The sequence below is a fragment of the Lacrimispora algidixylanolytica genome, assembly GCF_003609635.1.
GTDB classification, from domain to species: Bacteria; Bacillota; Clostridia; order Lachnospirales; family Lachnospiraceae; genus Lacrimispora; species Lacrimispora algidixylanolytica.
Window position 1 is genome coordinate 94517 of sequence record NZ_MCIA01000010.1, and the last position, 20868, is coordinate 115384.

18 protein-coding genes are annotated in these 20868 nt (G+C 40.6%); 14 read left to right on the forward strand and 4 right to left on the reverse strand.

Annotation, left to right across the window (positions count from 1 at the left end; genetic code table 11):
- Nucleotides 1-48 precede the first annotated feature (48 nt).
- Genes BET01_RS08625 through BET01_RS08635 form a run of 3 tightly spaced genes read left to right on the forward strand, consistent with a single transcriptional unit; the run spans nt 49 to nt 4897 of the window.
- Entirely contained in the window at nt 49-942 is an 894-nt protein-coding gene (locus tag BET01_RS08625) for a carbohydrate ABC transporter permease (RefSeq protein ID WP_120196395.1), read from the forward strand.
- Nucleotides 943-957: 15 nt separating this feature from the next.
- A complete protein-coding gene (locus BET01_RS08630; protein ID WP_120196396.1) occupies nt 958-1779 on the forward strand; it encodes a carbohydrate ABC transporter permease in 822 nt (273 codons plus the stop codon).
- Nucleotides 1780-1786: 7 nt separating this feature from the next.
- Entirely contained in the window at nt 1787-4897 is a 3111-nt protein-coding gene (locus BET01_RS08635; RefSeq protein ID WP_120196397.1) for a hypothetical protein, read from the forward strand.
- Between the two features lie 17 nt (nt 4898-4914).
- Here BET01_RS08635 and BET01_RS08640 read toward each other — a convergent pair whose 3' ends face one another.
- Nucleotides 4915-5919: a helix-turn-helix domain-containing protein gene (locus BET01_RS08640; RefSeq protein ID WP_120196398.1), complete on the reverse strand. Its 1005-nt coding sequence runs from the start codon at nt 5917-5919 to the stop codon at nt 4915-4917.
- A 264-nt stretch (nt 5920-6183) separates the two neighbouring features.
- On the opposite strand from BET01_RS08640, the gene arcC reads away from it, so the two are divergent.
- From arcC to aguA, 4 genes are read left to right on the forward strand one after another with little or no spacing between them, the layout of a single operon-like run.
- Nucleotides 6184-7131, forward strand: coding sequence for a carbamate kinase (arcC, locus tag BET01_RS08645; protein ID WP_120196399.1), 948 nt, complete (start codon nt 6184-6186; stop codon nt 7129-7131).
- 22 nt (nt 7132-7153) lie between these two features.
- Nucleotides 7154-8182, forward strand: a complete 1029-nt coding sequence (gene ptcA / locus BET01_RS08650; protein WP_120196400.1) for a putrescine carbamoyltransferase — start codon at nt 7154-7156, stop codon at nt 8180-8182.
- Nucleotides 8183-8193: 11 nt separating this feature from the next.
- Nucleotides 8194-9552 (forward strand): APC family permease, encoded by a 1359-nt coding sequence (locus BET01_RS08655; RefSeq protein WP_120196401.1) that lies wholly within the window; start codon nt 8194-8196, stop codon nt 9550-9552.
- 20 nt (nt 9553-9572) lie between these two features.
- A complete protein-coding gene (gene aguA, locus BET01_RS08660) occupies nt 9573-10673 on the forward strand; it encodes an agmatine deiminase (protein ID WP_120196402.1) in 1101 nt (366 codons plus the stop codon).
- A 46-nt stretch (nt 10674-10719) separates the two neighbouring features.
- On the opposite strand, the gene BET01_RS08665 is transcribed toward aguA, so the two are convergent.
- Entirely contained in the window at nt 10720-11889 is a 1170-nt protein-coding gene (locus BET01_RS08665; protein WP_120196403.1) for a M23 family metallopeptidase, read from the reverse strand.
- 234 nt (nt 11890-12123) lie between these two features.
- On the opposite strand from BET01_RS08665, the gene BET01_RS08670 reads away from it, so the two are divergent.
- Nucleotides 12124-13311, forward strand: a complete 1188-nt coding sequence (locus tag BET01_RS08670; RefSeq protein ID WP_120196404.1) for an iron-containing alcohol dehydrogenase — start codon at nt 12124-12126, stop codon at nt 13309-13311.
- A 116-nt stretch (nt 13312-13427) separates the two neighbouring features.
- On the opposite strand, the gene BET01_RS08675 is transcribed toward BET01_RS08670, so the two are convergent.
- Both BET01_RS08675 and BET01_RS08680 read right to left on the reverse strand, forming a co-directional pair.
- Nucleotides 13428-13715 (reverse strand): hypothetical protein, encoded by a 288-nt coding sequence (locus tag BET01_RS08675; RefSeq protein WP_120196405.1) that lies wholly within the window; start codon nt 13713-13715, stop codon nt 13428-13430.
- A 77-nt stretch (nt 13716-13792) separates the two neighbouring features.
- A complete protein-coding gene (locus BET01_RS08680; protein WP_120196406.1) occupies nt 13793-14602 on the reverse strand; it encodes an MBL fold metallo-hydrolase in 810 nt (269 codons plus the stop codon).
- A gap of 98 nt (nt 14603-14700) precedes the next feature.
- Here BET01_RS08680 and BET01_RS08685 point away from each other — a divergent pair, with 98 nt between their 5' ends.
- The 6 genes from BET01_RS08685 to BET01_RS08710 form a co-directional block, all read left to right on the forward strand.
- Entirely contained in the window at nt 14701-16638 is a 1938-nt protein-coding gene (locus BET01_RS08685; RefSeq protein WP_120196407.1) for a fructose-1,6-bisphosphatase, read from the forward strand.
- A gap of 108 nt (nt 16639-16746) precedes the next feature.
- Nucleotides 16747-17214, forward strand: a complete 468-nt coding sequence (locus BET01_RS08690; RefSeq protein WP_120196408.1) for a DUF1700 domain-containing protein — start codon at nt 16747-16749, stop codon at nt 17212-17214.
- Between the two features lie 190 nt (nt 17215-17404).
- Nucleotides 17405-18097 (forward strand): C40 family peptidase, encoded by a 693-nt coding sequence (locus tag BET01_RS08695; protein WP_120196409.1) that lies wholly within the window; start codon nt 17405-17407, stop codon nt 18095-18097.
- Between the two features lie 133 nt (nt 18098-18230).
- Nucleotides 18231-18962 carry a C40 family peptidase gene (locus BET01_RS08700; protein WP_120196417.1) on the forward strand — a complete coding sequence of 244 codons (732 nt, stop codon included), beginning with the start codon at nt 18231-18233 and terminating at the stop codon, nt 18960-18962.
- Between the two features lie 353 nt (nt 18963-19315).
- Complete coding sequence (locus BET01_RS08705) at nt 19316-20272, forward strand: hypothetical protein (protein ID WP_120196410.1); 957 nt, start codon at nt 19316-19318, stop codon at nt 20270-20272.
- A gap of 348 nt (nt 20273-20620) precedes the next feature.
- Nucleotides 20621-20868: hypothetical protein (locus BET01_RS08710; protein WP_207667590.1), on the forward strand; the 248-nt coding region annotated here is incomplete at its 3' end.

Sequence of the window (20868 nt, forward strand, 5' to 3'; positions counted from 1 at the left end):
GCTTACGAATTGAGGCGATACCCTTTTTATGCCAAAAGGAGGTCTTATATGAACAACATGTTGGGAAAAAAAGGTAACGTAGCCTGCTTTGTGCTGCCTGCTCTCATTTTATTTGTCAGTTTCAGTATCATACCCCTAATCGTTTCCGGAATCTATAGCTTCTTTCAGTACGATGGCATCGGTAAGATGACGTTTATTGGTTTGGGAAATTACATCCGGATGTTTGCGGAGGACCGTTACTTTGTAAAATCGGTCACCAATTCCCTGCTTTTAGTTGGTGCCTCCTTGTTAATTCAGCTTCCCATTTCTCTTACTCTAGCCATGGTTCTGGCTCGTGGGGTAAAGGGGGAACAGTTTTTCAGGACGGTCTACTTTCTACCAGTGGTCATATCCAGTATGGTAATTGGTCAGTTATGGATGAAGATGTTTAACAGCGATTACGGGCTGTTAAATAATGTAATCCGTGGGTTAGGATATTCTGATTTTAACTATTCCTGGCTTTCCAATCCTAAAACTGCCTTTCTATCTACAGTGGTTCCAGCCGTATGGCAATATATTGGTTACCATATGTTGATTTTCTATGCAGGAATCAAATCCATCCCTCAGGACTATTATGAGGCGGCTCAGATTGACGGTGCCAGTAAGTGGCAGGTAAACTTAAAAATTACCTTTCCTCTGTTGGCTCCGGTCATTAAGACCTGCGTCATTTTTTCCATTACTGGTTCCTTAAGAGCCTTTGATCTCATCTATGTCATGACTGGTGGCGGACCAAACCATGCCAGTGAGGTTCCGGCAACTCTTATGTACAACAACTTATTTCGCAAAGGGCTCTACGGATATGGAAGTGCCCAGGCATTTTTTATCGTTGTAGAATGCTTAATATTCACGTTTATCGTAAGTCGACTATTTAAAAAGGCAGAAGAAAATGCTTCAGCCATATAAAAGGGGGAAGATGAGATGAAAATCAGAAAACATATTAAGTTTTTAGTACTAAGCCTGATTGCAGTGACCCAGATATTCCCTTTATACTGGCTGATCACTTTTTCCCTAAAGACCAACGGGGAAATCTTTGGAGAAAATATATTAGGACTCCCAAGAACCTGGAGGTGGGAAAATTACCAGGCAGCCTTGACTCAGACCAGCCTGATAAAATATTTCTTAAATTCAGTGTTCTATTCCCTGGTCACTGTGGTTGTGGCGGGTCTGTTATCTGCCATGGCGGCATATGCCATTGCCAGAATGAAATGGAAGCTTAAGTCTGTGGTATTTGGAGTATTTGCCCTTGGCATCATGATCCCGGCCCAGGCAGCTTTGCTGCCCATGTTCCAGCTTCTTGATAAAACTGGATTAAAAGGCGGATATCTTGGCTTATTAATTCCTTACATTTCAGGAGCCATTCCCATGAGTATCCTGATCTTAACCGGATTTTACAGGAGCATTCCAATGGAACTTGAGGAAGCTGCCTGCATCGATGGCTGCGGGATCTTTCGTTGCTTTGCAACGATTATCCTCCCCATTATAAAACCAGCGCTTGCAACGGCCTCTGTCTTTACCTTTCTAGGGACCTGGAATGAACTGATGCTAGCCAATACCTTTGTTGACAGCGAACGTTACCGGACCCTACCCGTAGGTATCATGTCATTTGCAGGCCAATATTCTACAGACTGGGGCCTGATTGGAGCTGGTATGGTGATTGCCACACTGCCCACCATAGCCATTTACTTTATGTTAAGCAATCAGATTCAGGATAGTCTGGTAGCGGGAGCGGTGAAAGGATAAGAAGGATATGTTTGATGATAAAGGGAGATTCATAATAGAAGATTATAACCGGAAAACCACGTTCTCCAGTTTTTTGCCAGGAATCAGCGGAATCCACGGGATTCCTCTTTGGAGCTTTTACGTCAATCGAGGGCAGGCCATGGCAAGCTTTGGAGTGGAAAATAAAAACAATTCCATTTTAGAATTCTATCCAGCTCACCAATCATACCAGTTTGTGAGGAACATGGGATTTCGTACCTTTCTTAAAATAGGAGAGCAGGTATATGAGCCTTTTCGCTCCGATTTTGTAAAGACACGCATGTATGTGGGGATGAATGAACTGGAGTTGGAAGAAATCAATGACCATATAGGCTTAAAAATCAATATCACGTACGTGACCCTTCCGGATGAACCGTTGGCTGGTCTGGTTAGAAGAGTGAATGTTGAAAATATATCAAACCGACCTATGGACTTAGAAATCATAGATGGTTTGCCAGGAATGATTCCCTACGGGATCGGTTTAAAAGCCATGAAAGATATGGCTCAAACCATGAAAGCATGGATGCAGGTGGAGGATCAGGAGAAACGGCTGCCTTACTACCGAGTGCGTTACAGTACCGGGGATAACGCCATGGTATCTAAGGTGGAAAAAGGCAATTTCTTTCTTTCCTTATCAGAATCAGGCGACCTACTTCCTGTTATCGTTGACCCGGAAGTGGTTTTTGAGCATGATACTTCCTTTGAATTGCCTCTTGGACTTCAAACGTTCAGCCTAAACGAATTATTAAAGAAAAAGCAAATTACTCAAAATCAGGTTCCTTCTGGGTTTTCCTGTCTCCAGGAAGTTCTTTCTGCAGGCCAAAGTGTGGGTTGGAACAGTGTGATTGGTCAGGTAGCATCAAAGAGCATCCTAAATACATATGCGGAACAGCTTCTTGATAAGAGCTACTTTGACAAAAAGTATGGGGAATCGGTTGAGAAGACAAGAGAGCTTGGAGCGTATATAAATACGAAAACCTTGAGTCCTGTCTTCGATGCATATTGCAGGCAGACCTACGTGGATAATGTATTACGTGGCGGCTTTCCAATAAAACTTGGAGCAGATTCTGTCTTTTACATCTATTCCAGAAAGCACGGAGATATCGAACGGGATTACAATGATTTCTCCATGCTTCCAGAGTATTATTCTCAGGGGAATGGAAATTACAGGGATCTATGTCAGAATCGGAGAAGTGATGTCTTATTTACCCCTTATGTAAAGGATTATAACATTAAGTTATTTTATAATCTGATTCAACTAGATGGTTACAATCCCCTGGTTGTTCGGCAGGTCACATATCAGATGAATCAGCTTCATCAGGTTTTAGAGTTGGTTAAAGAAGATAGCCAAATATCAATGAAAGAATTTTTCGAGAAAGAATTTTCCCCAGGAAGCTTATATACCTTTTTGGAGCAGCAAACGATCAATCTGAATTGCAGTAAGGAGAACCTTTTGCATAGGGCTATTAAATGTAGCACCCCTAAGTTCCCCGCTGATTTTACAGAAGGCTACTGGACGGATCACTGGACTTATAATCTGGATTTGATTGAATCCTACCTTTCCGTTTATCCAGAAAAGGAAGAGGAGCTTCTATATCTGGATAAAGAATATACCTTTTATGAGTCCAGGGCAGTGGTCAATCCTCGTCACAAGCGATATGTGGAGACAAATTTGGGTGTCAGGCAGTATCATGCTCTTGATGAAGAGCGAAAGAAGGAAGTATCGATTGATGTGGTGCATACGAATTATGGAACCGGAAGTGTGTATCAGACCAGCTTGATGATGAAGCTTATACTTTTGGCAGCCAATAAAGTTGCCTCTCTTGACATGATGGGATATGGAATTGAGATGGAGGGAGGAAAGCCTGGCTGGTATGATGCGTTAAATGGTCTGCCAGGACTATTTGGTTCCTCCGTGGCAGAAACCTTTGAGTTATACCGCCTGCTCTTATTCATCCAAAGTGCCAACAACCGCTACCATACCCCTGTTGCAGTGCCTATGGAGCTATATGAGTTCATGCAAGGTCTTTCTAATACCTTTGACTATTATAAGAAGGATGAAAAGGTAGGAAAAAGCAAGCTGTGGGTGTGGAATGAGTGCAACTGTCAGAAAGAGTTCTATAGGGAACGTACGGTATTTGGTATTAAAGGGGAAGAAGTGGTGTTGTCGGACCAGGAATTAGAAGGAATGCTACAGTACTGGATCTCTTATGTAGAAGATGGCATATATGATATCTGCACAGGGACGGAAAGAATTCCTACCTATTTTTCCTATTCTTTTGACCGCTATGAGACAGAGGACGGTCATATTATTCCAAAGAATTTAAAGGTGGTTTCTATGCCTTTATTCTTAGAGGGATATGTCCGGTATTTGAAGCTGCCAGTTTCCAGAGAAATAAAAATAAACTTATACCATAATCTAAAGAAGTCTGGGCTTTATGATTCCAAGCTTAAGATGTACAAAGTCAATGAGTCATTGGAAGAGGCATCCTTTGAAATTGGAAGGGCTAAGGCATTTTCCCCTGGGTGGCTGGAGAATGAATCCATCTGGCTTCACATGGAATATAAATACCTGTTGGAGTTACTTCGATTAAAACTATATCAGGAATTTTTCGATGATTTACACAATGCCTGCATTCCCTTCTTATCAGAAGAAATGTATGGGAGAAGTCTCTTGGAAAACTCATCCTTCCTGGCAAGCAGTGCAAATGCAGATGAGAAAATCCATGGAAAAGGTTTTGTAGCCAGGTTAAGTGGTTCAACCGCCGAATTCTTGCAGATATGGCAGATTATGATGTTCGGAGAACGGCCATTTCGTCTGGTGGAGGGTCAGCTTCGATGCTATTTTGAGCCTGCGATCCCTAAATATCTAGTTCCAGATGGCAAACAAGTGGAAGCTAGATTTTTAGGAAAAACGGATGTATCTTATCACTTTGCTCAAAGAAAAGATATCATACCAGGTTCTTACCAGATTAAGAAGATAAGACTGGAATTTCTTAATGGGCAAGTCAAAGAGATAAAGGAGTCATGGATCTCCGGTTCTGATGCAGAAAAGCTAAGGGCTGGTGAGGTGAAATCCGTTGTAGTGGAACTGGAATAACTGTTTAAGACCTGCTTTTAATCTTCTTTTTTCTCCGGTGTGAGTTGTCTAGATCGATACGTTTCATAGACCTCAAGAAGCTGAGGGCGTTTTACCACCCCAATTTTTTGAAAAATATTATGGATGTGGGTTTTTGCCGTACCAAGGGAGATATATAAATCATCGCTTATTTCCTGGTTGGTCTTATCATCCAGAAGTACCTTAAGGATCTCCCGTTCCCGTGAAGTCAAATGATAGTTTTCCCCAAAATGATATAATAAGCTATCTTCAATATCAGAAGGGAACGTTTCTTTGACGCAGTTGGTAACGCTGGAAACAATGCGGTTGTTTTTTAGGAGTATCTTCAAATAGTATGTAATATAAGCCGCAGTGAAGCCAGCATACACAAGATAAAGAATATCGGAGGTAGTACTTCGGTTATTCATATTAATATAAAATCTTGAGTAAGTATCAAAATTAAAAATAACAATGGTATCTTCAATAACGATCAAAATATTAAAAATAATGGTGAGGAAGAAAAGTCTTTTACACCATAGATAAAAGGAATCCTGAAATTCTTCAGGGTTCTTTTTTATTGTTAAAAAGCTAGTGATTCCTAAATACAAGTTATAGGCCTGGCTTGGTAGAAAATAGAGCCATATTTTCCAGGCAGAGTTTTTTAGAGCAGGAACAAAAAGCATAAAGACCACATAAAGAGTTAAAATCACATAATCAATCTTTTTAATTTTCCGGTTCAACAGCCTTTTAAAAATGGTTAAGTAACCAAGGGACACGATCATATAAATTAAGGTTTTATGAGTTGGAACAATCATGAAAATCTTATTATACACATCTGCAAAGTTTTCAAACATTTCTGAGAGGAATATCACGATATCATCCATTAAAATTGCGGAAAAGATAATACCAGTCCACAATAATTTCTTCTCTCTTTCCCAATAAAAGAGTAAAAATGACATCCATATTATGCCTGAGTAAATCATGATTAAGGCCAGATTATAAATGAAAATCAAATTCTTTCCCATGAGAACCTCCTGTCTGTTTTTGTCGGTTTTTAGATATAACCAGTATAGCAGTATCTAAGTTTTTTACAACCTTCAAAATTCCTCTAAATCTACAATCTGTAGTGTAAAATGCACAAAAGTTTAGATGAGTTTATGGAAAAATAGTAATAAAGTGATATAAAGTTCAACCTCTCGGTGCATTCTCAACTCGCCAAGAAACTGCTATTTTCGTCTTGTGAGTACCGATTCAGGTGTTCAACGCAAAAACGAAAAGGAGGTTTACCGGTGGCAGAAAAAATTGTACTGGCATTAGGAGGCAATGCACTCCAGTCAGGAGGGGAAGCTGCAACGGCAGAAGGCCAGCTTACTGTAATACATAAAACCTGCGAGTACATCGCCCAATTAAATCAGCAGGGATACGAAATGGCAATTGTACATGGAAACGGGCCGCAGGTAGGAAGAATCGTACTCGCCAGTGAAACTGCAAAAGATGTAACCCCTGCCATGCCCTTTGATGTATGCGGGGCGATGTCCCAGGGTTATATCGGATATCACCTGCAGCAAGGATTAAAATATGCCCTCAATAAGAGGAATGAGAGTTTTCCTGTGGTGACCATATTAACCCAGGTGGTGGTGGATAAAAAAGATCCCGGATTTAAGAATCCCACAAAGCCTATCGGTCCATTTTACTCCAAGGAGGAAGCTATGGAGCTTGAACGGGAAAAGGGATATGTGATGAAGGAGGATTCCGGGCGGGGGTACCGGAGAGTCGTTGCATCACCACTTCCTCAAAGGATCGTGGAAATTGAAGCAGTAAAGGAATTGTGGCCTAAAGCAATCGTCATCACCTGTGGGGGCGGCGGAATTCCGGTCACGGAAAATCCTACAGGCTGTTTAAATGGAACGGCAGCAGTCATAGATAAGGATTTTGCAGCCGAGCTTTTAGCGGAACAGGTGGGTGCAGACATTCTCATGATCTTAACAGAGGTGGAGAAAGTAGCAATTAATTATAACAAACCAGATCAGAAGAACCTGGATCATCTCAGTCTCAAAGAGGCTCATGAGTATTGTGAGCAAGGTCAGTTTGCACCTGGAAGCATGCTTCCAAAGGTTCAGGCAGCTATGAAATTTGTTAGAGCCAATCCATCGAAAAGGGCCATTATTACATCTCTTGATAAGGCACTGGAAGCATTGGACGGAAAAACCGGTACTGTATTTACATTTAACAATTAAAGAACTTATAGGAGGATTTGCCATGAAAGCAAACGGAATTACTCATTTCATCGACACGAACGAATTCACCAAGGAAGAGCTGTTAGACATTATTAATTTATCTCTGGCAATTAAAAAAAGTATTAAATTAGGCTACAATCCACCTCTGCTAAAAGGAAAGACACTGGGCATGATCTTTCAGCAGTCTTCCACACGGACCCGTGTATCCTTTGAAACGGCGATGGAACAGCTTGGCGGTCATGCCCAGTATTTAGGACCAGGTATGATTCAGCTTGGAGGTCATGAGACTGTAGGGGATACAGGAAGGGTGCTTTCCCAGATGATCGACGTAGTGATGGCCAGAGTAATCGAGCATAAATCAGTTGTGGAACTGGCAAAGGCGTGCACCATTCCAGTGCTCAATGGCATGAGCGATTTTAACCACCCGACTCAGGAAATTGGAGATTTGTGTACCATTGTTGAGCACCTTCCAAGGGGAAAGAAGCTTGAGGAATGTAAGGTAGTCTTTGTAGGTGACGGAACCCAGGTATGTGCTTCTCTTGGATTTATTACAACAAAGCTTGGCATGCATTTCGTTCATTATGGACCAAAGAATAATCAGCTTTTAGAAGAGCACAAAACCATTCTGGAAGAAAACTGCAAGATTTCCGGCGGAACATGGGAAGTAACCGACAACCGGGAGAGCGTAAGAGGAGCAGACTTTATCTATACTGATGTCTGGTACGGATTGTATGAAAATGAAACTCCAAAAGAAGAGCGAGTGGAAACCTTTAAGGATTATCAGGTCAACAGAGATTTGATGTCTCTGGGTAATATCGGCTGTAAATTCATGCATTGCCTGCCTGCCACAAGGGGAGAGGATGTAACGGATGAGGTTATTGACAGCGAAAGCTCCATTGCCTTCTTTGAGGCAGGCAACCGGCTGACTGCCATGAGAGGACTTCTTGTTTACTTTACCCAGTATCAGAGAGAACAGGCAAAAAGTGAGCTTTCTATTGCGGCTGCTAAGGAAGAACTGGAAACTTTCATGAATGATAGACATATCAGATAGGGGGCCAGATCATGTCAGATGCGCCAAAGAAAAAGTTTCGGTTAATTGATGCCATTATGGCAGTAATATGTGTTGTATTTGTGGCGGAGGCAGCAGGTCCAGTAGCGGCTATCGGCAATTCCCAGTATTTTTGGTGGCTGTTCCTTTTGATCACGTTTCTGCTTCCCTACGGCTTAATCTCATCTGAATTAGGGACAACCTATGAAGGAGATGGGGGATTGTACGACTGGGTGTCAAAAGCATTCGGTAAAAAATGGGGAGGAAGAGTCTCCTGGTACTATTGGATTAATTTTCCTCTGTGGATGGCTTCTTTGGCGCTTATGTTCCCCAAGGTAATCGGTCTATTAGCAGGGATGGAGCTTGGATTATTTCCATCGCTTTTCATAGAACTTGCCTTTGTTTGGATTGTTGTTTTTATCAGCTTTTTCTCCGTTTGTGACAGCTCTTGGATATTAAATGGCGCCGCAATCATAAAAATCTTAATTGCATTGTCCCTTGGAGGACTTGGAATATACGGAGCCATCCATCACGGAGTCGCCAACGAGTATACTTTATCCTCAATGCTTCCAAGTTTTGATTTAAACAGCTTATCCTACATATCGGTAATCTTATTTAATTGTCTTGGATTTGAAGTGGTATGTACGTTTGCCGGTGATATGGAGAATCCCAAAAAACAGATTCCCCAAGCCATAGTAGCAGGTGGATTGGTAATTGCAGCTATCTATATCTTTATGGCATTTGGCATAGGGGTTGCCATACCAGCAGACCAGATCAGCACCAGCACCGGTTTAATAGCCAGTGTCCAGCTTTTGACCGGAACTACCAGAGGCATTATCGTGGTTATCATTTCCATTGGGTTTTTACTGACCTTGTTTGGAAATATGATTTCCTGGTCTTTGGGGGTCAACAATGTAGCGGCCTACGCTGCGGAAAATGGGGACATGCCAGAGGTATTTAAGATAAAAAGCAAAAAAAATGGCATGCCTGTAGGCGTCTCTTTGATGAATGGATTGGTAGCAAGCCTTGTACTTATTATAGCTCCATTCATTCCAAACCAGGATTTGTTTTGGAGCTTCTTTGCTTTGAATTTGGTCATGTTTTTACTTTCCTATCTTCCTGTTTTCCCTGCTTTTTTAAAGCTGAGAAAGATAGATCCGGAAACAGAACGGCCATTTAAGGTTCCAGGAAGTCCAGCATTTTTGAGGGTATTAGCAGGGATTCCTATGATACTCATTGTGATTGCATTGATCTTTACAGCAGTGCCATTAAGATTCGATCCAGAAAGCCTGGCAGGGATTCTTCCCATTACAATTGGGGCAATTATATTCATTTTATTAGGCGAGCTAATTGTAAATAAAAAACGAAAATAGTAAGAAAGAAGGGGTAAATTATGGCTATAAGATTAAATGATACCACACCAAAGCAGGATGGGTACCGCATGCCTGCAGAATTTGAAGAACAGGAACGAATTTGGATGCTGTGGCCGGAAAGGTCTGATAACTGGAGAGATGGAGCAAAACCCGCTCAAAAAGTGTTTGCAAACGTGGCAAAGGCAATCAGACGGTTTGAGCCAGTGACGGTATGCGTTTCTCCTGCACAGTTTTCAAACTGCCGTGCCCATCTGCCAGAGGATATCCGGGTGGTGGAAATAACAAGCAACGATTCCTGGATCAGGGACTGTGGTCCTACCTTTGTAATTAATGATATGGGAGGAATCAGAGGGTGTGACTGGACCTTTAATGCCTGGGGAGGCCTGGTAGACGGACTGTATTTCCCATGGGATCAGGATGACCTTGTGGCACAGAAGGTTTGTGAGTTAGAAGAGATTCCATCCTACCGCACCGAAGGTTTTGTTTTAGAAGGCGGCTCCTTCCACGTAGATGGGGAGGGAACTGTGATCACCACAGAGATGTGCCTGTTAAGCGAAGGCAGAAATCCCCTGATGACAAAGGAAGAAATTGAAGATATGTTACAGGAGTACCTAAACTGTGAGAAGGTCATCTGGATTCGGGATGGAATCGATCCAGATGAAACCAATGGGCATATTGATGATGTGGTTCAATATGTGAGGCCGGGGGAAGTAGCCTGTATCTGGACCGAAGATGAGAGCAATCCGTTTTATGAGGAGGCACAGGCAGCATATCAGACATTAACTGAGGTGGTGGATGCCAAAGGGCGAAAACTGAACGTACATAAGCTTTGCCTTACCAAACATCCAGTGCTTCTCCATGGAGCAGATTCCATTGATATGGTGGAAGGAACCATTCCAAGAAAGGACGGAGAGATATCCATTGCTTCCTATATGAATTTTCTTGTGGTAAATGGAGGAGTCATCGTACCTCAATATGGAGATGAAAACGATTCGCTTGCAATGAGTCAAATTCAGGAAATGTATCCGGAACGGAAGGTTGTAGGGGTACGCACAGAGGAAATTGCATACGGCGGAGGAAATATTCACTGCATCACCCAACAGCAGCCAAAAGTAAAATAATATATAAGGGATTAAGGCAGTTCGCCTTAATCCCTTTTTATAGCCATTATTCTTTTTCTTCTGCTACCGGTTCCGGTGGCACAAAGTGCTCTGGAATTCCTGGATCTTTCATATCATAGATTCGGTCATATTCCTTGGTATCCTGGTTTTTCAAAGTTTCCGAACGGTTCATGGAGAGGAATTTAGCAAGTTCATAGCAACTCACCCAAATTTCATTATTTCCATCTTTCTGAGATTCGTCAAATATAAGCTGTAGCCCGAAATGAAGGTGGGATTCGTTGATGTTATTTGTATTTTCATTCCGGCTGTAACCAGTGCGTCCTAAATATCCAATTACATCTCCAGCAGTAACGATGCTTCCTTGCTTTAATGATTTATGATAAGGATAATTTTTCCGTAAATGAGCGTAATAATAATATCGTTTCCCGTCAAAGCTTCGGATGCCAAGGCGCCAGCCTCCGTATCGGTTCCAGCCAATGGCCTCCACATAACCGCTTTCAACAGCAATTACAGGTGTTCCCACCTGGCCCATTAAATCATGGCCCAGATGCTGCCGCTTAAAGCCGTAAGATCTAGCAACTCCAAAGTCGTCAAAATCATTATAGGGATATCCCTTCGCAATGGGAGAGTACCCTTTTAGTCCATATTTTTTTACCCATACCTTATCCGGGTCAACAGATCCGTCAGGCAAAAGGGCAGGAGTGGCATACAAGGGAGCGTTAGCAGAAGGGATTTCAATTTCATAAGTACCAACTAAACCATCTAAGACAGCTCCGTAGGCATTTCTGTAATAAGGATAATATTTCATTTTCTCAGTCAATTCTTCCATCGTTTTACCAGCTAAGAGCTGTTCAGCCAGTGCATCTAGGTCCTTGGTGGAGTACTTGGAAAAATCCCCACCGTACTTAACGCCAAGGTAGGCCAAAAGATCCACCCAGTTTAGATGGGGTTCCGACTGGAAGGTGCTGACGTCATAACGGAAGGCCTCTTGCATGGCTCTAGCCGTAACGTTAAAGTCCACCCATTTGATATATTTCTTCGGCTCTGAGGCTGTGGATTTCCCTTCTTGATTGACAACCGGTAAAGAGAAACGGCCTACAGGGGAGATTAAGAAAAGAGAAACTAAAAAAAAGGTCAGAATCATAACTTCTATGTAGATGATCATGTGATGTTTTCTTATCTGGGAATAGGTTAAGAATTTTTTGAATGGGTTCATAAATGTTCTCCTTGTCATTCCATAAAAGGTGCAAGTGAAAAGGGAAAGCAGCTTTTAAGGCTTTCCCATATAAGATATGCGCAAAATGGAGAAAATATGACGAGAAACAAAACCCATGGTTCCAGTTGGTTTTAAGGAGGGTTCATGTTATAATGTTAATATGAAAAAATTCGAAACCGGAAAAAAGAATGATAAATATTAACGATTTTAAGTGCTGGAAAGAGAGGTTTAAACATGAATAATTTTGAATATTGTGTACCCACAAGAGTGCTGTTTGGCCGTGATACCCACAAGCAGGTGGGAACGGTCATTAAAGAATACGGATTTAAAAAAGTTCTGGTTCATTATGGCGGCGGTAGTGTGAAAAAAAGCGGACTTCTTGATCAGGTAACGGATTCCTTAAAGGAACAGGGAATTGAGTTTGTATTGTTTGGCGGCGTAAAACCAAATCCCACACTTTCACTGGCAAAGGAAGGAATGGAGCTTTGCAGACAGGAAGGCATTGATTTTATTCTGGCTGTAGGGGGAGGAAGCGTTCTGGATTCTGCTAAGTGCATTGCAGACGGCACCTTAAATCCCGAAATAGATCCCTGGAAGTACTTTATAAAGGAGGCTTCACCTGATAAAGCTCTCCCTCATGGAAATATACTGACTCTTTCTGCTTCTGGAAGTGAGACTAGTTTGTCCTGTGTTATCACCAATGAAGATGGCAATTATAAACGGGGCTTTAATAGTAAAACTCACCGTCCTTTATTCGCTATTTTAAATCCGGAGCTGACCTTTTCTGTGAATAAGTTCCAGACCGGATGCGGAAGTGTAGATATTATGATGCACACCCTGGAACGTTACTTAGGCGGGAATACCAAGGATACCCCTTTAACAGACCGAATTGCAGAAGGACTCTTAACCTCAGTGATGGAGGCGGGAGCAATCGTAGATAAAGATCCTAAAAATTATGAGGCGAGAGCCACTTTAATGTGGGCAGGAAGTTTGTCTCATAATGACCTTACTGGCCTTGGCAGAGAGTTTATGATGCAGGTCCATCAGTTAGAGCATGAATTGTCTGGTTTATATCCCTGCATTGCCCATGGTGCAGGTTTATCTGCTCTTTTTTGTTCTTGGTCCAGATATGTATGTGAGAAAGATCCTATGAGATTTGCCCAACTTGCAGTCCGGGTGATGAAGGTTGAGATGGATTTTGAGGAACCACTAAAAACAGCTTTAAAGGGAATTGACCGTTTAGAAGAATTCTTTCAAAGCATTAAAATGCCAGTCCGCTTAAGCGAGCTTGACGATGCAGTGCGGGAAGAGGATTTTGAAGTGATGGCAGAAAAGTGTTCGTTTAACGGAACCAGAAGTTTACCTGGAATCCGTACCCTTGGGAAACAGGAGATGATAGACGTATACCGAATGGCATACTAAAGACAGATTGCAGAAGGGGGCCAAAAGCCCCCTTGTTTTTATGTAATAGGAAATGCATCCTATTACATAAAAAGATAAAATCGCTGCTGCATTCATTTATTTATTTATTTATTTATTTATTTATAGCAACCCATTTTGCAGATGTTGGTTACGTAAGGTTTTGCTTTATCCTTATCCTTGCAAAAGGGTTTGAAAATAGATACCATGGTAATCGCGTTCTGAGGTGGTCTTGTCATGAATGTGGAATTGCAAATAAAGCGAAAATTGATTCCATTGACTTCCTGAGTGGATACCAGATAGGGCTTATAGGTGGTACCTCTTAATTCACAGGTAGCTTCATGAAAGATCACCAGGTCTTGACAATTTACATCACGGTAAAAGGTAAAGTTGCCCGGGCAGCTCATACGAAGAAACTCCTTTGCGTGTTCTATTGTTATATCATATGCACAGCCGGGGACGAGAGCCACAGGGCGTGGCTTCTTTATAGAGTAAGAGGAATAATTTCCCGGTCGCTTGGTATTAAAAGTTCGCCTTTAAACCAAGGTGTTCCTTCCTCTAAATAGCGTTTTTTACGATTTGGAAGGTCAGAGTCTTCCGTATGCCAGAGAATTAGATGTTCTGCATTCATTTCCTGAGCCAGTTCACAGGCATCTTTTACTGTGCTATGATGCTTTTCGTAAGGCTTAAACCGCTCTCTTTCCTCATAGAGGCAAAAGGTCTCGTGTAAGAGCCAGCTGCAGTTTTTTGCATAGGAATGACAAGAGGAATTAAGTGGCTCGTCCCCACAAAAGGTCAATGTTTTGCCATTTGAGAGAGTGGTGGTAAATCCATACTGTTCTGCTTTGTTAGAGTGAATATCAAAAAAGGTCACTTCATTTCCAAGAATTGTTCTAGTTTCCTTATCGTTCACTCCAGTGAGATGGATTCTCTTTCCGATCAGTTCATAAAATTTCCCTTGAAGAGTTAGTCTACAAAGAGTATCAATCACAGAAACTAGCCGTTTGTGGCAATAGATCATAAAATCTCCATCATAAGTATCTGCTCTCATTTTGGCTCCAATGATACGAACCATCCAAACCACACCAAGAATGTGGTCGGTATGCTCGTGGCTGACAAAGAGATGATGGATTTGAGAAAGGTCCACATTCATATCATCTAAAATTCCAAGGATTCCGTTGCCACCACCGGCATCCACCATAAAGAATTCCTCTTCTTTTTTAATTGCAAAGCAGGTATTATAGCATTTAGTCACTGCAGCATTGCCTGTACCGAAAATATATAATTGCTCCATCTTTTGCTCCTTTTTTACACGGGGGTTTTCTGTTTTCGTAAAATATGGTACTATATGATTCATACAAATGCAACTATGTTTCAGGAGGAAAGTGTAATATGAGAGATTTGGCATATCTGAAACTGATGTCTAGGGAGTATCCGACGATAAAAGCGGCATCGAGTGAGATCATAAACTTAATGGCAATTCAAGGTCTGCCTAAGGGAACGGAGTATTTTTTCAGTGATTTACATGGAGAGCATGAGGCTTTTATCCATTTGTTAAGAAGCGCGTCGGGAATCATACGAGAAAAAATTACGGAAACATTTAGTCATATTATGCCAGAGAAAGAAGAAGTTGAGCTGGCAAACCTGATTTATTATCCAGAAAAGGTGCTCAATCAGTTAGAGTGTTTGGAAACGGCAGATGATGAGTGGCAGAGAGTTACCATTTACCGACTGGTACAGATTTGTAAAGTGGTATCTTCCAAATATACAAGATCCAAGGTGAGAAAGAAGATGCCTAAGGAATTTGCTTATATTATCGATGAACTCCTTCATGTAGATTATAATGATGATAATAAACGTGTATACTATAGTGAAATCATACGTTCCATTATTGATATAGAGGTGGGGGACAAGTTTATCGTGGCCCTTTGTGAGCTGATTAAAAATTTAACCATTGACAGCTTGCATATCATTGGAGATATTTACGATCGTGGTCCAAGAGCCGATATGATTATGAAGGAACTGCTTCATTTCCATGATGTGGATATCCAGTGGGGAAATCATGATATTTCCTGGATGGGAGCAGCGACTGGTAATCTTGCTTGTATCTGTAATGTGATTCGGATTGCGATTAGCTATAACAGCTTTGATGTGCTAGAGGATGGATACGGAATTAATTTAAGACCATTATCCATGTTTGCAGCCAGAGTCTATAAGGACGATCCCTGTGAACGATTCCTTCCACAAACGCTTGATGAAAATATATATGATGCTGTGGACCCAGGGCTTGCGGCAAAGATGCATAAGGCAATCACTGTCATCCAGTTTAAAGTGGAGGGGCAGATTATAAAGCGTCACCCGGAATATGAAATGAATGACAGAGTCCTCATGGAAGCCATAGATTTTAAGCGTGGCATAATTACCATAGAAGGAAAAGAGCATTCGTTGGTTGATACCTTCCTTCCAACTGTGGATCCAGACCATCCATTGGAACTGAATGCAGGAGAAGAAGAACTACTTCGTGTCCTTCAACTGTCCTTTCTTCATAACGGACTTCTTCATAAGCATGTACGTTTCCTCTATTCACATGGAAGCATGTACAAATGCTGTAATTCCAATCTTCTCTACCATGGCTGTATCCCAATGAAAGAAGATGGGGGTTTTGAAGAGCTGATGTTAGATGGAAAATCCTACTGTGGAAGGGCACTTATGGATTGTTTGGATCAAAAGGTTCAAAATGCCTATTTCATGCCAGAGGATTCAAAAGAAGGAGCCGATGCCAGAGATTTTATGTGGTATCTATGGTGTGGTGCCAAATCACCTGTTTATGGCAAAGGAAAGATGACTACGTTTGAGCATTACTTCCTTGACGATCCACAAACCTATAAGGAGCCAATGAATCCATATTATCGTTTGAGTGTGAAAGAGGAGTATTGCGATAAGATTTTAGAGGAATTCGGGCTTTCAAAAGAAGGGTCTCATATTATCAACGGTCACGTTCCGGTTAAGATTAAAGAAGGGGAATCCCCGGTGAAAGCTGGAGGAAAGTTATTCTTAATCGATGGTGGTCTTTCGAAAGCGTATCAGGCTAAGACCGGGATCGCCGGCTATACCTTGATCTATAATTCCAATCATCTGGCTTTAGCCGAACATAAGCCATTTAATCCAGAAGAGGAGAGCACGCCTAAGGTATCGGTAGTAGAATATGTAAAAAACCGTGTTATGGTAGCAGATACAGATAAGGGCGTGGAACTTGCCGGACGGATATCCGATTTAAAAGAACTGGTAGCCGCATATCGGGAAGGTATCTTAAAAGAAAATGTAGAATAGGCTTTTGGAATGAAATTTTTAATAATTATTTCAGATAAGGTTTATTTACGAAGCTTCCGCCAGATGGTACAATGGTCAGAGTGATTTACTTATAAGAAGGAGGCTCAGATGAGCAAACAGGAATTTTTACAGCGCCTTAGGGATACATTAACTGGTGAGGTCCCTGGAAACGTGATTGAGGATAATATCAGATTTTATGATGAATATATCAGTACAGAAGTAAGAAATGGTTCAACGGAAGATGAGGTAATCTCATCCATCGGAGATCCTAGGCTGATTGCCAAAACTATCATGGAAGCCAGTGAGAATGCATCTGCCTCAGGAAAAACTTATTATGAATCTTACTCAGGAAGCACACGGAGCGAATATGACAACCAGGAAGATACTGGACGTGGTATGCATTACATTGATTTGAGTAAATGGTACTGGAAGGCACTAGCCATCGGGGCTGTGATTCTTTTGTTTTTCCTTACAGCTACCATACTAACTGGTATTTTTAGCCTCTTGATGCCGCTTTTTGGACCATTGCTTATGGTTCTTTTAATCTTCTGGTTTTTAAGAGGAATGAGGCGATGATGTCAATTATTGTTAACATTTCCATATAAATATTACAAAAGTGTAACGGCAGTTGCGGCGCGAAGACGTCACAACTGCCGTTTTTTCTTGACAAAATCGAGAAATAATTATATAATCCGAATGTAACAATTTTGTAATATTTGTTTTGAAACTTTTTCTGAGTCAAGAAAAAGAAAACAGGAGAATCAATATGAGAAATAAAATGTGGAAGGCGTTTGGGCTCTTAGGGCTTCTTGCAGGACTTGGTTTGGTTACACCAGCTAAGACGTATGGAGCAGAAATTGCAGTGGAAACCAGCACGACACTTTATGCGAAGATGGATGTGCCTGTTTCAGTTTTAAATACTGCCAATCCCTCAGGAAGTATTCTTTCCAGTGCAGAGGAAGGAAAGACGTATGAGGTCATAGAAGCTCCAAAGGATGGTTGGGTTAGAATCAAGGTATCTCAAGGGGAAGGCTACATAAAAAGCAGCTCAGCTACCCTGATAGAAAAGGCCCAGGAAAAGGTGGACAAGTCAGCCTTAAAGCGCCAGGAGGTAGTTGATTACGCACTTCAGTTCGTAGGAAACCGCTATGTGTATGGCGGTGTGAATCCCAATACCGGAGTGGATTGTTCTGGTTTTACCAAATATGTACTTGGGAAGGCGGGCGGTGTTACAGTAAGCCGTGATTCCAGATCCCAGTCCTCAGATGGTAAGATCGTAAGCTACCAAAATGCCCGTGCCGGAGATCTGGTATTTTATGGTAAAAGTGGGTCGATTAACCACGTTGCCCTATATATGGGAGACGGCAAAGTGGTCCACGCTTCTACAGAAAAGACAGGAATTATCGTGACAAACGTCATGTATCGCAAGCCTGTTAAATTTGTTAGTGTTTTAAACTAAAATATTAAGAGTTTTAGTGCAGTTTTAAATAATACTTGACGAAAAGATAAAATATATGTATAATAACCGTAATGAATTTAATACTTATGTAACATTTGAAAACCAAAAAGTGAAAACAGGAGCAAATTTCCCGATGATGAAAAAAACATGGAAAACGTTAGGCCTTATGGCTTTTTGCAGCGCAATTGTAATTGCTAGACCTTCAGATGTAAGAGCAGATGAGACATCCGGTCCAGGACTTAGTTATGGTAACTATTTAGTAACTGTTGATTCAGACAAAGTAACAATTAGTAAAGATGAAGAAGGTCAAGAAACTTTGATGACCGCAACCAAAGGCAATTCCTTTCAGGTAATGGAAGATATGGGCGATGGTACAGTCAAAGTTAAGGTTAATGATACATACGGCTATTTGCCAGTAGACGGCAATGCAACCGTTACTCAAACCGATGCAAGCACTCTTGCAGAACTTGAAGTAAAGAATAAGGTAGATGAAGCTGTTGATTTCAGACAGAGCATTGCAAATTACGGTTTACAGTTTGTAGGCGGACGTTATGCTTATGGCGGATCTGATCCCAGAACAGGGGTGGATTGCTCCGGTTTTACAAGATATGTACTGCAGCATGCTGCAGGAATCAATTTAAGTCGTTCTTCAGGCGGACAAGCCTCTCAAGGAAGAGCCATCAGCGCAGATCAGATGCGCCCAGGCGATCTGTTATTCTACGGAAGCAGCAGAGCAATCAACCACGTAGCCATGTACATCGGTAACGGACAGGTTGTACATTCTTCCACATATAGCACAGGTATTAAGACATCCCCATGGAATTATCGGGCACCTGTAAAAATTGTCAATGTGATTGGCGATTAATGATTAAGCGGATAACCGGATTTCGGTTAGGGTATATGACCTTCGGCGAGGGATTGCCGGGGGTCTTTTTTTGTTTTTTATATTAAATATAATTTTAAGCTTCTATAATATTGTGAAGGCTGAGAACTCGGCAAGTAAGTGCTTAAGGTAATTTGCATATTCTGTTTCTATCAATATTACATGTTCTGTTAACATCAATTTCCGTTAATATAAGCTAAGATATATGAGGGATTATTAATTCCACCTGGAGTGCCTAATTGACAATGGTAACCGAAAGGCAGTAATATGAGAATGGAAGAGTTATTCTAAACGGTTATGGACGAGGTTTAACGTGTATTATTAGGGGGACGCTTATGAACTATGAAAAAAGTTTAATAAAGAAAAAAGAATGGTTATTCTTTGTACCTTTTTTTCTCATATCTGTTTTATCAGGTAAATTGGTATGGATTTATAGCGATGATAAATCAGAACTGATACATAAGGCAATCATAGGTCTAAAGTGGTTATTTTGCTTTATGTTTATAGCTGCTGTAATTTATGAGATTTATAAATTGATAAAAAAAGATCATTCTATGGAGAAAGTATGGCTACTATCTGGAATCTTTATATTGGTACAGTTTGTAGGTGTATATCAATTTGAATTAATATTAAACTATTATAATATCGTTTTAAATAATGTGATGTTCCATGATATTATGACAAGTCAAATATGCTCTATCCCGTATATTATTTTTTTACTATATTATGTAATCATAAATAAGAATGAAAAATCAAAAAATGGTTTAAATAAGGTGGATATCCTATTTTTATTCCTGCTATTTTTGCTCCCCTTTTTACGTGACATCAATTCCTATATGTTTCGAGAGGTCATTGAGGGAATGAAGGGGGATAGAGTAACAATCATAACACGATTTATTTATCCGGAAGACATGCGCTATATAGAAAAGGCGAATAAAGCGGAGAAAATAATGCATCAATTATCATTGGTAAATTCTTATATCAATTATATTTATCCTATTACAATCTATGGGGCCATCTGCGTTGGTGGTATAACTTTACTTAGAGATAAGATTACCGTTTCTAAATATCTTGCATTAGGTGGAATCTTTGTTTTTGTTCATTATTTTGGAATGATATATTTTGATAAATTTCTAAGATGCTTCAATCAATCGTTTGATGCAGCCAATATTAACCTATTCTATAATATAGTTTTGAGTTTTTCATATTTTCGGTTATATATATTTTTATTGATTTTGTATTTTATAAAAAGGTTATTCCATAGATTTCAAGAGAAAAAGCTTTTCATTTAAGTTGAAAATAGAAAATCCTAGACAATCGCTTTGCTCTAAATGAAAACAGCCAAGATAGGGGAGCTATCCGGCTGCTTTCGAGGGGAGTATAAATAATTAATAAGGATGAGGAAAATAATTCCTCATATCAATTATAATATAGCCTTAATGAAAATGCAAAGTTAATTTTCATTAAGGATTTAATATGGAAATAAGAATTCATTTTATAATGGGACACCCCTCTCCAATGTTGATATACAAAGGATTATTGATTTTTTGACAATTTTTTTGAAATAAAAATAAGTATAATACCTTCTGATATTGCCATACTAGTTCATGTAACAAACAACGCTTACAGGAGGTATTACAATGTCTAGAAATAACTATAGCGATATGAATAATTCTTCAAAAAACAGCCAGAACAAGTCTCAGGACAAGATGCAGGACAAGATGCAGGACAAGATGCAGGATTCCAGCCGTAATTCTTACAACAACTCAAGCAAGGATTCCAGCCGTAATTCCTACAACGACACAACCAAGGATTCCAGCCGTAATTCTTACAACGACACAACCAAGGATTCTAGCCGTAATTCTTACAACGACACAACCAAGGATTC

What these genes read in the sequence shown, in the direction of transcription:
- BET01_RS08705 (WP_120196410.1), top strand. Translation starts at nt 19,316, where the DNA reads ATGAACTATGAAAAAAGTTTAATAAAGAAAAAAGAATGGTTATTCTTT.
- BET01_RS08695 (WP_120196409.1), top strand. Translation starts at nt 17,405, where the DNA reads ATGAGAAATAAAATGTGGAAGGCGTTTGGGCTCTTAGGGCTTCTTGCA.
- BET01_RS08700 (WP_120196417.1), top strand. Translation starts at nt 18,231, where the DNA reads ATGATGAAAAAAACATGGAAAACGTTAGGCCTTATGGCTTTTTGCAGC.
- ptcA (WP_120196400.1), top strand. Translation starts at nt 7,154, where the DNA reads ATGAAAGCAAACGGAATTACTCATTTCATCGACACGAACGAATTCACC.
- BET01_RS08625 (WP_120196395.1), top strand. Translation starts at nt 49, where the DNA reads ATGAACAACATGTTGGGAAAAAAAGGTAACGTAGCCTGCTTTGTGCTG.
- BET01_RS08680 (WP_120196406.1), bottom strand. Translation starts at nt 14,602, where the DNA reads ATGGAGCAATTATATATTTTCGGTACAGGCAATGCTGCAGTGACTAAA.
- aguA (WP_120196402.1), top strand. Translation starts at nt 9,573, where the DNA reads ATGGCTATAAGATTAAATGATACCACACCAAAGCAGGATGGGTACCGC.
- BET01_RS08675 (WP_120196405.1), bottom strand. Translation starts at nt 13,715, where the DNA reads ATGAGCTGCCCGGGCAACTTTACCTTTTACCGTGATGTAAATTGTCAA.
- BET01_RS08685 (WP_120196407.1), top strand. Translation starts at nt 14,701, where the DNA reads ATGAGAGATTTGGCATATCTGAAACTGATGTCTAGGGAGTATCCGACG.
- BET01_RS08655 (WP_120196401.1), top strand. Translation starts at nt 8,194, where the DNA reads ATGTCAGATGCGCCAAAGAAAAAGTTTCGGTTAATTGATGCCATTATG.
- BET01_RS08640 (WP_120196398.1), bottom strand. Translation starts at nt 5,919, where the DNA reads ATGGGAAAGAATTTGATTTTCATTTATAATCTGGCCTTAATCATGATT.
- BET01_RS08690 (WP_120196408.1), top strand. Translation starts at nt 16,747, where the DNA reads ATGAGCAAACAGGAATTTTTACAGCGCCTTAGGGATACATTAACTGGT.
- BET01_RS08670 (WP_120196404.1), top strand. Translation starts at nt 12,124, where the DNA reads ATGAATAATTTTGAATATTGTGTACCCACAAGAGTGCTGTTTGGCCGT.
- BET01_RS08635 (WP_120196397.1), top strand. Translation starts at nt 1,787, where the DNA reads ATGTTTGATGATAAAGGGAGATTCATAATAGAAGATTATAACCGGAAA.
- BET01_RS08665 (WP_120196403.1), bottom strand. Translation starts at nt 11,889, where the DNA reads ATGAACCCATTCAAAAAATTCTTAACCTATTCCCAGATAAGAAAACAT.
- BET01_RS08630 (WP_120196396.1), top strand. Translation starts at nt 958, where the DNA reads ATGAAAATCAGAAAACATATTAAGTTTTTAGTACTAAGCCTGATTGCA.